Genomic DNA, 13,835 nt, shown 5'->3' on the forward strand with positions numbered 1-13,835 from the left:
GGACGTCTCGACTCATCAGGAGGTCATGTGGACGCCAAGTTCACCACCCGTTCCCAGGAGGCCCTGGGCGACGCCATCCAGGCCGCCTCGGCTGCCGGCAACCCGCAGCTGGAGCCCGTGCACCTGCTCGCCGCGTTGCTCGCGCAGCAGGGCGGCGTGGCCAACGGGCTGCTCGACGCGGTCGGCGCCGACCGTGCCGTGCTCGGCCGGTCCGTGCGCGCCATGCTCGTCGGCCTGCCCACCGCCAGCGGCGCCTCGATGGCGCAGCCGTCCGCGTCGCGCGCCATGAGCACGGCGCTGGAGGCCGCCTCGTCCGAGGCGCGGGCCCTGGGCGACGACTTCGTCTCCACCGAGCACCTGCTGCTCGGTCTGGCCGCCGGCCAGTCCGGCGTCGCCGACGCCCTCAGGGCACAGGGTGCGTCCCGCGAGGCGCTCGCGGCAGCGCTCCCGACCGTGCGCGGCTCGGCACGCGTCACCACCCCGAACCCCGAGGGCACCTACAAGGCCCTGGAGAAGTACGGCGTCGACCTGACGCAGCTGGCGCGGGACGGCAAGCTCGACCCGGTCATCGGGCGCGACGCCGAGATCCGCCGCGTCGTGCAGGTGCTGTCGCGCCGCACCAAGAACAACCCCGTGCTGATCGGCGAGCCGGGCGTCGGCAAGACGGCCGTCGTGGAGGGGCTGGCCCAGCGGATCGTCGCCGGCGACGTGCCCGAGAGCCTGCGCGGCAAGAAGCTGGTCTCGCTCGACCTGGCCGCGATGGTGGCCGGGGCCAAGTACCGCGGTGAGTTCGAGGAGCGCCTGAAGGCGGTCCTCGAGGAGATCACCGGGTCCAACGGCGAGGTCGTCACGTTCATCGACGAGATCCACACGGTCGTCGGCGCGGGCGCGGGCGGCGAGGGTGCCATGGACGCGGGCAACATGCTCAAGCCGATGCTGGCGCGCGGCGAGCTCCGCCTCGTCGGTGCGACCACGCTCGACGAGTACCGCGAGCGCATCGAGAAGGATCCCGCCCTCGAGCGTCGGTTCCAGCAGGTGTTCGTCGGCGAGCCTTCGGTGGAGGACACGGTCGCCATCCTGCGTGGGCTCAAGGAGCGCTACGAGGCGCACCACAAGGTCACGATCGCCGACTCGGCGCTCGTCGCGGCCGCCACCCTGTCCGACCGGTACATCAGCGGTCGCCAGCTCCCGGACAAGGCCATCGACCTCGTGGACGAGGCCGCCTCGCGGCTGCGGATGGAGCTGGACTCGTCGCCCATCGAGGTGGACGAGCTGCAGCGCGCCGTCACACGGCTCGAGATGGAGGAGGTCGTCCTGTCCGAGTCCGACGACCCCGCGTCCAAGGACCGGCTCGCACGGCTGCGCAAGGACCTGGCCGACCGGCGCGAGGACCTCGCGTCGCTGACCGCTCGGTGGGAGAAGGAGAAGGCGGGCCACAACCTCGTCGGCGACCTCAAGGCGAAGCTGGACTCGTTGCGCTCGGACGCCGAGCGGCTGCTGCGCGAGGGGGACCTGTCCGGTGCCGCGCGCATCCAGTACGGCGAGATCCCCGCGCTGCAGGAGCAGATCAGCGCGGCCGAGGCGTCCGAGGAGGCCGAGGAGCTCGTCGACTCCGGGCCGCCGATGATCGCGGACCGGGTGGGTCCCGACGAGGTCGCGGACGTGGTGGCGCAGTGGACCGGCATCCCCGCGGGCCGGCTGCTGGAGGCCGAGCAGGCCAAGCTCCTGCGCATGGAGGAGGTGCTGGGCGAGCGGCTGATCGGCCAGAAGACGGCCGTCGCTGCGGTGTCGGACGCCGTCCGCCGCGCCCGCGCGGGCATCTCCGACCCGGACCGGCCCACGGGCAGCTTCCTGTTCCTCGGGCCGACCGGCGTCGGCAAGACGGAGCTGGCCAAGGCGCTCGCGGACTTCCTGTTCGACGACGAGCGCGCCATGGTCCGCATCGACATGTCGGAGTACTCCGAGAAGCACTCGGTGGCCCGGCTCGTCGGCGCCCCTCCGGGCTACGTCGGGTACGAGGAAGGCGGTCAGCTCACCGAGTCCGTCCGGCGCCGCCCGTACTCGGTGGTGCTTCTCGACGAGGTCGAGAAGGCCCATCCCGAGGTGTTCGACCTTCTGCTGCAGGTGCTCGACGACGGGCGCCTGACCGACGGTCAGGGGCGGACGGTCGACTTCCGCAACGTGATCCTGGTGATGACGTCGAACCTGGGCTCGCAGTACCTGGTGGACCCGTTGCTGTCCGAGCGCGACAAGCGCGACGCCGTGATGGGGGCCGTGCGTGCCGCGTTCAAGCCGGAGCTGCTCAACAGGCTCGACGACGTCGTCCTGTTCGACCCGCTGTCGCTCGACGAGATCGGGTACATCGTGGGTCTGCAGGTGGCGTCCTTGGCGAAGCGGCTGGCGGACCGCCGGCTGACGCTCGACGTGTCGCCCGCGGCCGCCGAGTGGCTCGCGCTCGAGGGCTACGACCCCGCCTACGGCGCCCGCCCGCTGCGCCGGCTGGTGCAGCGCGAGATCGGCGACCGGCTGGCCAAGCGGCTGCTCGCAGGTGAGATCGCCGATGGCGACACGGTGGTGGTCGAGCGCGGTGAGCAGGGGCTCCTGGTCTCGGCGCACGGCTGACGGACTCCCACCGGCGCGCAGCTCGAGGACGCCGGGACGTGGGTTAACCTCACGCTGATCGCACGAGAGCCCGGCCCCCCTGACGAGGGCCGGGCTCTCGTGCGTCCGATGCCTGCGAAGCGCGACGACGGAGGGGTGTGCGCTCAGAGGCTCAGGCCGTGCCCGAACCGGAACAGCGGGTCCGCGGTGTCGAACGGCACGTCCTCGCGGGACGCCTCGACGGCGGCCATCGAGCGCGGCAGGTCGAACGGCAGGCGTCCGCGGGCGACGCCGGGAGTGCCGAGCGCCTCGAGCAGGGGAGCGTCGGCGGCCCCGAAGTCGACCACGAGGGCCGCGGCGGCGTCGACGAACGGCGTGAGGATCGCGGGCCGGTCCAGGTACACCTCGACGATCGTCGGCACCTGGGCGCAGATCGCCTGGATGCGTGCCACCTCGTCGGCCGGGAAGTCGAGCGAGCCCGTGTGGAAGAACGCCTCGAACCCGTTCGAGCGCTGCTCCCACGGCGCCTTGAGCCGCAGGATCGCGACGTCCGCCTGCGCGGGATCGCTCACCGCGGTCCCGTACGACGAGACGTCGACGCCCTCGCCGTAGATCCGCCGGCCGGCCGGCAGCGGCAGGACGCCGTCGTTGGTCAGCACGGTGATGCTCGCTGCCTGCGCGGCCAGGCCGGCGGCGACGAACGACGGCTTCCCGACGACGGCCGCGGCGGCCTCGACATCCACGTAGCGCCGCTCGTCGAAGAGCCCGAGCACGAACTTCTCGCGCAGCAGCCGACGCACGGACGCGTCGATGCGCTCCTCGGAGACGCGCCCCTGCCGGACGAGCTCGACGACCACCTCCGGGCAGGACTCGCCACCGAGCTGGTCGACGCCGGCGTCGAGGATCATGGCGACGCGGTCCTGCACCGACAGGTCCTCGACGCCCCACGCGCGGGCGGGGAACGCGGCGCCGAAGATCTCGGCGTCGCTGACCAGGCCCCAGTCGGTGCAGACGATCCCGTCGAACCCGAGCTCGTCGCGCACCAGACCCTGGATGATCGGCTTGTTGAACCCGAAGCCGACCTCGGGGATCCCCTCGAGGCCAACCGGCATGCCGTAGTACGGCATCATCTGCCGCGTGCCGGCCTCGAGCAGCTTCCGGAACGGCGCCAGGTGCTCGTCGAACCGTCCACCGGGATAGACCTGCTCGCGCCCGTAGGCGAAGTGCGGGTCCTCGCCGTCCTTCTGCGGGCCGCCGCCGGGGAAGTGCTTGGTCATCGTCGAGACGCTGTCCGGCCCGAACTCGCCGCCCACGATCTTGCCCGTGCCCTGGAAGCCGTGGACGTACGCGGCGCCCATGCGGCCGGTCAGGTCGGCGTCCTCACCGAACGTGCCGTTGGCCCGCGCCCAGCGTGGCTCGGTGGCCAGGTCCACCTGTGGGTGCAGCGCCGTGCGCAGCCCCACCGCGAGGTACTCCTGACGGGCGATGTCGGCGTGCTGCTCCATCAGCGCCTCGTCGCGGGTCGCCGCGAGCCCGAGGGTCTCGGGCCACTGGCTGAACGGACCGGAGAGCAGGGCCGCCGCGGGGTTGTCCGTGAACGCGTGCCGGGGGTCGGTCGCGATGGTCACCGGGATGCCCAGGCGGGTGCGCGCAGCCAGCTCCTGCAGCAGGTTGTGCCAGCGGGCCATCTGGCGTGGGTCGTCGGGGACGCTCAGCACGTTGACGTGGGTCAGGTGCAAGGTGTTGAGGTACTCGTCGGTCGACGGCGTACCGAACATGTTGTCCGCGCCGGCCAGCGCGCCGCCCTCGCCGATCGTGATCATCGCGTGGAACAGCTGCCCGGCCTTCTCCTCCAGCGTCATGCGCCCCAGGAGGTCCTCCACCCGGTCGTCGACGCTGCGGGCGGGGTCGAGGTAGGTCTCGTCGGTGGTGGCCATGGTCAGCGGACTCCCTTGATGCGGTGGACGAGCACCTGCCGGGTCGTGCAAGGGCGGCCACCGGCCCGCGAGGGCCGTGCGCCGACCCCGGTGTCGGACCGCAGGTCGGTTCGGCAGTGAATACCGACCGCGCGTGAGGAAAAGTTACCACCTGGTCGGAATTCATCAAAAGGTGCCATCCTGAGCCCATGACGACGACCGTCCCCCCGCATCCCCGAGGCGGCTACGCCAAGGGTCGGGCCACGCGCGAGGAGATCCTCGACTCGGCGATGCAGCTGTTCGGGGAGGTGGGCTACCACACCGCGTCGCTGCGCGAGGTCTCCGCACGGGTGGGCATCTCGCACCCCGGGCTGCTGCACCACTTCCCGAGCAAGGCCGCCCTGCTGGAGGCGGTGCTCGTGCGTCGCGACGAGATCGACGGCGCCGCATACCAGGCCGACCTCGACGCCGGGTACGAGTTCTTCGACGCCCTCGTCCGCATCGTCGAGCGCAACGCCGCGCGTCCCGGCATCGTCGAGCTGTTCGCCACGCTGTCGGCCGAGGCAACCTCGCCGCAGCACCCCGCGCACCGCTACTTCCAGGACCGCTACCGGCTGATCATCGCCGGCGCGGTCGAGGGGTTCGAGCGGTGGCGGGACGAGGGCCGGCTCCACGAGGGGGTCGACCCCGCGACCGCCGCACGCCTGATGGTGGCGGTGATGGACGGCCTGCAGGTCCAGTTCCTGATGGACGTCGACACCCCGGACTCCCGCGTCGACATGGCCGACGCGCTCCGCCAGCAGATCACAGCGATGGTCAGCCCGTCGGCGGCCCCGCGCTGACCTCGCCCGGGTGCCCAGCCCGCCCGGCCCGGGCACTGGTCAGGCGGTGGCGACCTTGGCCACCAACGCGTCCAGGTCGGCCAGCGTGAAGTCCGTCATGCCGAACGTCACCAGGACCTTGGCGGGCATCGACCCGAGCATCGCCCGCGTCGAGTCGTCCAGCGGCGGCATGTCGGCGGGCATGGTCAGCATGCTCTGCAGCAGCGGCCCGCCGACGGGGTGCGCGAACCACTCGCCGATCGTCGACATGGACGTCAGCGCGCCCCACAGCGGGTCGCCCTCGACCTGGATCGACACGGAGCCCCGGATGTCCCGCGACGAGGCGCCCACCTCGACGACGAACTCGCCGCCCTCGACCACCCACCGGTGCAGTCCGGTGTGCCAGTAGGACAGGTCGCGACGAGTCAGCTCGAACGTCAGCGTGCGGGACTCGCCGGGCTCCAGCGCGACCTTGCCGAAGGCCTTCAGCTCGCGGGTCGGCCGCAGCACCGAGGCCTCGGGGTCGCGGACGTAGACCTGGACCACCTCGGCGCCGGCCCGGGTTCCCGTGTTGGTCACGCGTACGGAGACCGACGCCTCGGTGGCGACGATGTCGTCGTAGGCGAATGTCGTGTACGACAGCCCGTGCCCGAAGGGGAACGCCACGTCCATCGCGCGGGTGTCGTACCAGCGGTAGCCCACGAGCACGCCTTCGCCGTAGCGTACGTGCCCGAGCTCGCCCGGGAAGTTGCCGAACGCCGGGGTGTCCTCGAGCCGGTGCGGCACCGTCTCCGTGAGCTTGCCCGACGGGCTGCGCGTGCCGAGCAGCAGGTCGGCGACCGCCGAGCCGCCGGCCTGGCCGCCCAGCCACGTCTCGAGGATCGCGGGCGCAAGGTCCTGCCAGTCGCTCACCGCGACGGCCGACCCGTTGGCCAGGACGACGACGATCCGGGGGTTGACGGCCGCGATCGCACGCAGCGCCGCGACCTGGTTGTCGGGCAGGCCGAGCCGGGGGCGGTCGTAGCCCTCGGACTCGTCCGGTCCGGGCAGGCCGAGGAAGACCACCACGGTCTCGGCGGTCCGTGCGAGCTCGACGGCACCGGCCAGGAGCGCGTCGTCGGCCCCCTCCGGACCGCCCGCGATGGTGAAGCCGGGCGCGAACGCGACGTCTCCCAGGGCCGTCAGCGCGTCGTCGAGCCGGGTCGGGTTCACCTGCGACGAGCCGGCGCCCTGGTAGCGCGGCGTCCGGGCGAACTCGCCGACGACGGCAAAGGACCCGGTCAGTGGCAGCAGGGGGGCGCCACCGACCGGGTCGTTCTTGAGCAGGACCGACCCGGCGGCGGCGGCCTCCCGGGCGAGCGCGTGGTGCGCATCGACGTCGAAGGTCACCGCCTCGGCCAGCCCCGGCTGGGAGCGCTGCACGAGTCGCAGCACGCGGCGGACGGCCACGTCGAGCACCGCCTCGTCGAGCGAGCCGTCCCGGACGGCGGCCACGACGGCTTCGTCGGAACCCGCGCCGGAGGCCGGCATCTGCAGGTCCAGCCCGGCCGCGAGGGCGGGCACCCGGTCGTGCACGGCGCCCCAGTCGGACACGACGAGGCCGTCGAACGCCCACTCGTCCCGCAGCAGCTCGGTGAGCAGCCAGTGGTGCTCGGACGCGTAGGTGCCGTTCACCTTGTTGTAGGCGCACATCACGGTCCACGGCTGCGCGTCTCGGACCACCCGCTCGAACGCGGGCAGGTAGATCTCCCGCAGCGTGCGCTCGTCGACGTCGGCCGAGACGCGCATGCGGTCGGTCTCCTGGTTGTTCGCCGCGAAGTGCTTGAGCGACGTGCCGACGCCCTGGCTCTGGATGCCGCGCACGATCGCCGTACCGAGCTCGCCGGCGACCACCGGGTCCTCGGAGACGTACTCGAAGTTGCGGCCGCACAGGGGGGTGCGCTTGATGTTCACGCCGGGGCCCAGCAGCACGGCGACGTCGTTGGCGCGGGTCTCGCGGCCGAGCGCCTCGCCCACCCGGTGCGCCAGGTCGACGTCCCACGACGAGCCGAGCGCGGCCGCGGTGGGAAAGCAGGTGGCGGGCACCGAGCTCCCCATGCCCAGGTGGTCGGCGGCCTCGGCCTGCTTGCGCAGCCCGTGCGGGCCGTCACTGACCATCACGCCGGGGACGCCCGCGCGTTCGACCGCCTGGGTGTGCCAGAAGTCGGCGCCCGACGTCAGCGACGCCTTCTCCTCCAGGGTCAGCTCGGCCAGGACGTGCTCGACATCGAAAACCTGCGTCATCGCGGGGGTCTCCTTGCGGGGGTGTATCGGTACAGAAGCGCTACCCGATGACAGTAGCCCATTCCCTACCGGGCGGTAAGTGTCGGTTCAGCCGGTGGTGGAGGTGTGATCCAGGAACGAGCCGGTGGTGCCGCCCTCGACGACTGCCAGGCACAGCCCCGCCCGGTCACCGCGTCCCCACGACTGCTCGGTCGGCGCCCACGCCGCCGCGGTGACGCCCTGGTCCAGCTCTACCTGGTCGATGACGCAGGAGCGTGCGACACGGGCGTCGGCGGCCCGCTGTCCCGGCCAGACGGAGTCGCCCGAGAACTCATAGACGGTGACCACCTGGGCCACGTGACGGTCCGCGCACGGCACCACGTGGACCGTCGAGACGTGGCCGTCCGAGGGCAGCGCCGCCAGGCAGTTGCCCGTGACGAGCTGTTGGGCGTGCGCGTCCTTGGCCGAGCGAACGTCCGCCGGGAGCGGCCGTGTCCCCGACCAGGTGAGCACCCCGACGACGAGCGCGGCGATCAGTGCCACGGTCCCGATCGCGCCCAGGACCGCACCCCCGATCGCCAGGGCCCGACCGCGCGTGGCCCGTCGCCCGATCCGCCGCAGGGCCAGGACCGCCAGCACGAGGGCGACCGGACCGATCAGCAGGATCCCGGCGACCAGCGACCAGATCGCCAGCGGCTCGACCCGGGTGCGCGGCTGGGGCCAGCCCGGCGCGTAGTGAGGGTCCGGGTAGCTGTACTGCCCGCCCGGAGCGCTCAGGTCTCGCTCCCTGTGGGCGGGGCTGCGGTCAGCGTGTGCTCCACGGCCGAGCCCGTGAACAGGCCGCCGTCGGCGGTGCTGAAGAACGTGCAGTACGCCGTGGTCCCGCCGCTCGCGAAGTCGTTGGGGTGCGGTGCGTACAGGTCGATCTCGCCGAGGTCGACGTCGTCGCCCAGCAGCTCGGTCGCTCGCTGGTCGCACTCCTGGGAGGCGAGGTCCCAGACCGGGTCGTCGCCCGATGTGCTCGTGCTGCTCGGTCCGGTCATCGTGACCATGGCGACGACCTCGCCCTCGTGCGGGACCGCGCAGCTGACGACGGATGCGTCGCTCATGTCCCACTCGAACGGGTAGACGTCCAGGCAGTCGCCCACCAGCAGGTCGGAGCGCAGCGTGTAGTCGGGGACCGTGTCGTTGGTCTGCTGCTCGTTGCCCTGGTTGGTGCCGGTGTCGAAGGTGCTGTCGTCGTAGGTGGTCAGCGAACCGGTGATGACGGCGACGACGATCGCAATGACGCCGATCAGGTACAGGGTGCCGACTCCGCCGACTGCGATCCCCGCGATCGCCAAGCCGCGGCCCTGCGTGCCGTTGCGTCGGACCCGCCGCAGGGCCGCGATGCCGAGCCCGAGCCCGACGGGGCAGGCGAGGCCGCCCAGGACCACGAGGCCGACGATGCTCGTGACCATCGCGCCGATGGCGAGGGGCTCGGTCCGAGGCGCCGCGTACGGATAGCCGGGCCCGGGACCGTAGGGCGTCCCGCCGTAGGGCGAGCCGTAAGGAGCGCCGTAGGGCGGGGCCTGCCCGTAGGCGGGCGCCTGCCCGTAGGTGGGGGCCTGCCCGTACGCCGGGAACGACCCGCCGGCGGGCGCCTGCCCGTAGGGCGAAGCCTGCCCGTACCCCGGAACCTGCCCGTAGGGCGAGCCCGTCGGGGGAGGACCGTAGGCCGGCTGCGCCGCGGGCGGCGTCCCGTAGGTCGCCTGACCGCCCGCGGTCGGCGGCAGGAACGGGTTGGTGACTGTCGCGGGCTGACCGCCGGGCCCCGCTGGATCCGGGTGCGCAGGGACCGCTGCCACGTAGGGCGCGGGAGGGGGCAGGGTGGCCTCGTAGCCGCTGGGCGTCGGCGGCGTCGGTCGGCGATCGGGCTCGCGCCCGACGGGCGTGACGTACGGCTCGGGCAGCGGAGCCGGCCCCCCAGGCTCGTTGCTCATGCGCGCAACCTAGTCCAGACCGGGCCGGTCGTCATCGATCCGCGCACAGATCACCCGCCGGCGCCGTCAGTCCGCGATCTCGAGCACCACGGGCACGTGGTCGGACGGCGCCTTGCCCTTGCGCTCGTTGCGCTCGATGTGCGCACCGGTCACGCGCGCCGCCAACGCGGGCGTGGCGTAGGTCAGGTCGATCCGCATCCCCTCGTTCCGGGGGAATCGGAGCTGCTGGTAGTCCCAGTACGTGTACGTGTGCTCGGCGGGGACGTGGACGCGCGACACCTCCGTGTACCCGGCCGCGCCGATCGCGGCGAAGGCGTCGCGCTCCGCCGGGGTGACGTGGGTGCGACCCGCGAACCAGGCCATGTCCCAGACGTCGGTGTCCAGGGGCGCGATGTTCCAGTCGCCCACGAGAGCGACCTGCGCCTGCGGGTCGGCCTCGAGCCAGCCGCGCGCCGCGTCCTTCAGCCGGCCGAGCCAGTCGAGCTTGTAGGCGAAGTGCGGGTCGTCGATCTCGCGCCCGTTGGGCACGTAGAGGCTCCACAGACGCACGCCCCCGCAGGTCGCCCCGAGCGCGCGCGCCTCGGCAGCCGCCGGCACTCCCCACGTCGGCATGCCGGGAAAGCCCACCTCGATGTCCTCGATCCCGACCTTGGACACGATCGCCACGCCGTTCCACTGGCTGAAGCCGCTGGTCGCCACCTGGTACCCGAGGGCCTCGAACGCCTCGCGGGGGAACTGGTCGTCCTTGCACTTGGTCTCCTGGAGCGCCAGGACCTCCACGCCCGTGCGTTCCAGGAAGGCGAGCGCGCGATCCGTCCTGGCGCGGATCGAGTTGATGTTCCAGGTGGCCAGGCGCATGGGGCAGGACGTTACCCGGCGGCACCGACACTCCACGGCGTCGCCCGCACGTCGGCGGCGTCGCCAGGCCGGCGAGGTCGGCGAGACCTGTCAGCCGTACGCGTCGTGCCGGTGGTCGACCGGGTCCCGGGTCGTCCGCCCCGTGACCGTGGACCAGGCCCAGCGTGCGGCGTCCTGCGCCGGCGGCAGCGGGTCGAGCTGGATCCAGGCGCTGAACACGCCGATGACCGACCCGGCGAGGGCTGCGGCGATGATCTGCGGCGGGATGTCGCTGACCGTCGGCGTCCCGCCGATCGTCGCCATCGCCTCGAGGATCAGCTCGCGGAACCTGGAGTGCAGCCGGGCGACGGCGACAGCCGAGCCGTGCGGCCCGAGCGCGTCCCGGTAGAGGTCGATGTTCTCTGCGATGAGCTGCGCGTAGCGCACCATCACCGCGGGCGGCTGGTCGGCGGGTGCGTCCGGGACGATCGTCGCCAGGTCCACGCCGAACTGCGACGCCTGCATGTCGAGGGCGTCGGCCAGCAGCGTGTCGGTGTCCGGGTAGTGCTGGTAGAAGGTGCTGCGGTTGACGGTCGCGCGGTCCGTCACGTCGGCGACGGTGATCTCGGTGAGCGCCTTCTCGCGAGCGAGTCCGAGGAGCGCATCCTGCAGGAGCCTGCGCGTGCGCAGCACGCGCGGATCCACCCGCGTACGGTCGTCGTCGCCCGTCATGTACTCCACTGTAGCTACGCAACGCCTGTCGGCTTGGTCCACGTGCTGACACGGCACGAAGGTGTGAACGCGTCTTCGACACGGATCCCACGGACATGGCGAGACCCGGCGCTCCCCTCCGAGTGCCGGGTCTCGTCGTGACGGGCGGGCGCCGCCGGCTCCCACCAGCGCGCTCCGCTCCGCCCCCCTGCTGTAGCCGTGCTCCCGCGCACGGCCGCAGCTCAGCCTCCTGCAGCCGAGCTCATGACGTGCTCAGACGACGTCGTCGTCCACCCAGTCGAAGGTCTTGGTGACGGCCTTCTTCCAGAGGCGGTACTGGCGGTCGCGCTCGTCGTCGGCCATGGTCGGCTCCCAGCGCTTGTCCTCGGCCCAGTTGTCGATGACGTCCTGCTCGCCGTTCCAGAATCCGACCGCGATGCCGGCCGCGTAGGCCGCACCGAGCGCGGTGGTCTCGGCCACCTTCGGACGCACCACGGGCACGCCGAGGATGTCCGCCTGGAACTGCATCAGCAGCTCGTCCTGGACCATGCCGCCGTCGACCTTGAGCTCGGTCAGGTTCACGCCCGAGTCCGCGTTCATGGCGTCCAGCACCTCACGCGTCTGGAAGGCGGTCGCCTCCAGGGCTGCGCGGGCGATGTGGCCCTTGTTGACGTACCGGGTCAGCCCGACCAGGGCACCGCGTGCGTCGGAGCGCCAGTACGGCGCGAACAGGCCGGAGAACGCCGGGACGAAGTACGCGCCGCCGTTGTCCTCGACAGTCGCGGCGAGCTGCTCGATCTCGGGTGCCGACGAGATGATCCCCAGGTTGTCGCGCAGCCACTGCACCAGCGAGCCGGAGACCGCGATCGAGCCCTCGAGCGCGTAGACCGTGGGCTGGTCGCCGATCTTGTAGCAGACCGTGGTGAGCAGGCCGTTCTTGGACGGGACCACCTCGGTGCCGGTGTTGATGAGCATGAAGTTGCCGGTGCCGTAGGTGTTCTTGGCCATGCCCTTCTCGAAGCACGCCTGACCGAACGTCGCGGCCTGCTGGTCGCCGAGGATGCCGGCGATCGGCACTCCGGGGACCAGGCCGCCCTCGCGCCCGGTGCCGTAGACCTCGGACGAGGACCGGATCTCCGGGAGCATCGACAGCGGGATACCCATGTCGTTCGCGATGTCCGCGTCCCACGACAAGGTCTCCAGGTCCATGAGCATGGTGCGCGACGCATTGGTGGGGTCCGTGACGTGCACTCCGCCGTCGACCCCGCCGGTCATGTTCCACAGCACCCACGAGTCGGTGTTGCCGAACGCGAGCTGGCCCGCCTCGGCCTTGGCCCGCGCGCCCTCGACGTTGTCGAGGATCCACTTGACCTTCGGTCCTGAGAAGTACGTGGCGAGCGGCAGACCGACCTTGGCCTTGTAGCGCTCGGCGCCCCCACCGAGCGCGCCCAGCTCGTCGGCGATCTTCGCCGTACGGGTGTCCTGCCAGACGATCGCGTTGTAGACCGGCTCGCCCGTGGTCCGGTCCCAGACCACGGCCGTCTCACGCTGGTTGGTGATGCCGACGGCGGCGATGTCCTTGTAGGTGAGGTTCGCGCGGGTCAGCGCCATGCCGACCACCTCGCGGATGTTCTTCCAGATCTCCGCGGCGTTGTGCTCGACCCAACCCGCCCGCGGGAAGATCTGCTCGTGCTCGAGCTGGCCGCTCTCGACGATCTGGCCCGAGTGGTTGAAGACGATGGCGCGGGAGCTCGTGGTGCCCTGGTCGATGGCGAGGACGTACTTGGTGTCCGGCATGGTGGGAATTCCTCCGAAGGTCGTGCGCAAGTTCGTGCGGGTGCGAGGTGTGCGAAATGAGGTCCGGACGACGCCGACCAGGGGGCCAGTGGCGCCGTCCGGACGCTTGGGGTGACCAGATCGGTCGGTCGGTGATCGTCAGACGACGTAGGCGCTGGCGAGCAGACCGGCGAGAACGCCGCCGACCAGCGGACCGAAGACCGGGACCCACGAGTAGGACCAGTCGCTGGAGCCCTTGCCCCTGATGGGCAGCAGGGCGTGCGCGATGCGCGGACCGAGGTCACGAGCCGGGTTGATGGCGTAGCCCGTCGGGCCACCGAGGCTGGCGCCGATGCCGATCACGAGGAAGGCGACGGGGATCGGCCCGAGGCTGGCCGGGTTCTTGCCGAAGCACTGGATGACGAACACCAGCACGAACGTGCCGATGACCTCGGTGATGAAGTTCCAGCCGTAGGACCTGATCGCCGGGCCGGTCGAGAAGACCGCGAGCTTCGTGGCGCCGGGGGCTTCCTCGTCGAAGTGCCTCTTGTAGGCGAGGTAACAGAGCCCTGCGCCTATCGCGGCCCCGAGCATCTCTGCGACCACGTAGTAGAACCCGTTGGCCGCCGTGATGGGGACGCCCTTCGTGAACTCGTCCGCGCCGCTCGCCCATTGACCGATCACCACCGCAGGGTTCAGGTATGCGCCCGACTTGTAGGACGCGTACACGCCCGCCATGACGGCGAAGCCCCATCCCACGTTGATGAGGAGCCAGCCGCCGTCGAACCCCTTGTTCTTCGGGAGGATGACGTTCGCGACGACACCGGTACCCAGCAGCACGAGTAGCCCGGTCCCTATTACCTCGGACCAGAAGGCATCTGTCATTGTCACAGTCGACCCTTTCTGACGGACGTCGTTGTCACGTTCTC

The 13,835-nt window shown here is 71.5% G+C and carries 10 protein-coding genes; 2 read left to right on the plus strand and 8 right to left on the minus strand.

Annotated elements, in window-relative coordinates; genetic code table 11:
* The first annotated feature begins 27 nt into the window (after nucleotides 1–27).
* Nucleotides 28–2,622 (plus strand): ATP-dependent chaperone ClpB, encoded by a 2,595-nt coding sequence (gene clpB / locus ACPPVS_RS01075; RefSeq protein ID WP_426594075.1) that lies wholly within the window; start codon nucleotides 28–30, stop codon nucleotides 2,620–2,622.
* 143 nt (nucleotides 2,623–2,765) lie between these two features.
* Here clpB and ACPPVS_RS01080 read toward each other — a convergent pair whose 3' ends face one another.
* The gene (locus ACPPVS_RS01080; RefSeq protein ID WP_426594076.1) at nucleotides 2,766–4,538 is read right to left on the minus strand and encodes a glycoside hydrolase family 3 protein; all 1,773 of its coding nucleotides are present in this window, start codon (nucleotides 4,536–4,538) and stop codon (nucleotides 2,766–2,768) included.
* 188 nt (nucleotides 4,539–4,726) lie between these two features.
* Between ACPPVS_RS01080 and ACPPVS_RS01085 the strand changes: the two genes are divergently transcribed.
* Nucleotides 4,727–5,359 (plus strand): TetR/AcrR family transcriptional regulator, encoded by a 633-nt coding sequence (locus ACPPVS_RS01085; protein WP_426594077.1) that lies wholly within the window; start codon nucleotides 4,727–4,729, stop codon nucleotides 5,357–5,359.
* 39 nt (nucleotides 5,360–5,398) lie between these two features.
* Here the strand turns inward: ACPPVS_RS01085 and ACPPVS_RS01090 are convergent, their stop codons facing one another.
* The 7 genes from ACPPVS_RS01090 to ACPPVS_RS01120 all read right to left on the minus strand — a co-directional run bounded on the left by ACPPVS_RS01090 (nucleotide 5,399) and on the right by ACPPVS_RS01120 (nucleotide 13,791).
* The gene (locus ACPPVS_RS01090) at nucleotides 5,399–7,621 is read right to left on the minus strand and encodes a beta-glucosidase (protein ID WP_426594078.1); all 2,223 of its coding nucleotides are present in this window, start codon (nucleotides 7,619–7,621) and stop codon (nucleotides 5,399–5,401) included.
* An 87-nt stretch (nucleotides 7,622–7,708) separates the two neighbouring features.
* Nucleotides 7,709–8,239, minus strand: coding sequence for a DUF4190 domain-containing protein (locus tag ACPPVS_RS01095; protein WP_426594080.1), 531 nt, complete (start codon nucleotides 8,237–8,239; stop codon nucleotides 7,709–7,711).
* A 134-nt stretch (nucleotides 8,240–8,373) separates the two neighbouring features.
* Nucleotides 8,374–9,582 (minus strand): DUF4190 domain-containing protein, encoded by a 1,209-nt coding sequence (locus ACPPVS_RS01100; protein WP_426594081.1) that lies wholly within the window; start codon nucleotides 9,580–9,582, stop codon nucleotides 8,374–8,376.
* Nucleotides 9,583–9,648: 66 nt separating this feature from the next.
* Nucleotides 9,649–10,440 carry an exodeoxyribonuclease III gene (locus ACPPVS_RS01105; RefSeq protein WP_426594082.1) on the minus strand — a complete coding sequence of 264 codons (792 nt, stop codon included), beginning with the start codon at nucleotides 10,438–10,440 and terminating at the stop codon, nucleotides 9,649–9,651.
* 90 nt (nucleotides 10,441–10,530) lie between these two features.
* On the minus strand, nucleotides 10,531–11,151 hold the full coding sequence (locus ACPPVS_RS01110) for a TetR/AcrR family transcriptional regulator (RefSeq protein ID WP_426594083.1): 621 nt from the start codon (nucleotides 11,149–11,151) through the stop codon (nucleotides 10,531–10,533).
* Nucleotides 11,152–11,403: 252 nt separating this feature from the next.
* Nucleotides 11,404–12,927 carry a glycerol kinase GlpK gene (glpK, locus tag ACPPVS_RS01115; RefSeq protein WP_426594084.1) on the minus strand — a complete coding sequence of 508 codons (1,524 nt, stop codon included), beginning with the start codon at nucleotides 12,925–12,927 and terminating at the stop codon, nucleotides 11,404–11,406.
* Between the two features lie 138 nt (nucleotides 12,928–13,065).
* Nucleotides 13,066–13,791, minus strand: coding sequence for an MIP/aquaporin family protein (locus ACPPVS_RS01120; protein WP_426594085.1), 726 nt, complete (start codon nucleotides 13,789–13,791; stop codon nucleotides 13,066–13,068).
* Nucleotides 13,792–13,835: the final 44 nt, after the last annotated feature.

It is taken from the genome of Cellulomonas sp. McL0617 (assembly GCF_049994875.1).
Lineage (GTDB): Bacteria > Actinomycetota > Actinomycetes > Actinomycetales > Cellulomonadaceae > Cellulomonas.

What these genes read in the sequence shown, in the direction of transcription:
- ACPPVS_RS01110 (WP_426594083.1), bottom strand. Translation starts at nt 11,151, where the DNA reads ATGACGGGCGACGACGACCGTACGCGGGTGGATCCGCGCGTGCTGCGC.
- ACPPVS_RS01120 (WP_426594085.1), bottom strand. Translation starts at nt 13,791, where the DNA reads ATGACAGATGCCTTCTGGTCCGAGGTAATAGGGACCGGGCTACTCGTG.
- ACPPVS_RS01085 (WP_426594077.1), top strand. Translation starts at nt 4,727, where the DNA reads ATGACGACGACCGTCCCCCCGCATCCCCGAGGCGGCTACGCCAAGGGT.
- ACPPVS_RS01080 (WP_426594076.1), bottom strand. Translation starts at nt 4,538, where the DNA reads ATGGCCACCACCGACGAGACCTACCTCGACCCCGCCCGCAGCGTCGAC.
- ACPPVS_RS01100 (WP_426594081.1), bottom strand. Translation starts at nt 9,582, where the DNA reads ATGAGCAACGAGCCTGGGGGGCCGGCTCCGCTGCCCGAGCCGTACGTC.
- ACPPVS_RS01105 (WP_426594082.1), bottom strand. Translation starts at nt 10,440, where the DNA reads ATGCGCCTGGCCACCTGGAACATCAACTCGATCCGCGCCAGGACGGAT.
- glpK (WP_426594084.1), bottom strand. Translation starts at nt 12,927, where the DNA reads ATGCCGGACACCAAGTACGTCCTCGCCATCGACCAGGGCACCACGAGC.
- ACPPVS_RS01090 (WP_426594078.1), bottom strand. Translation starts at nt 7,621, where the DNA reads ATGACGCAGGTTTTCGATGTCGAGCACGTCCTGGCCGAGCTGACCCTG.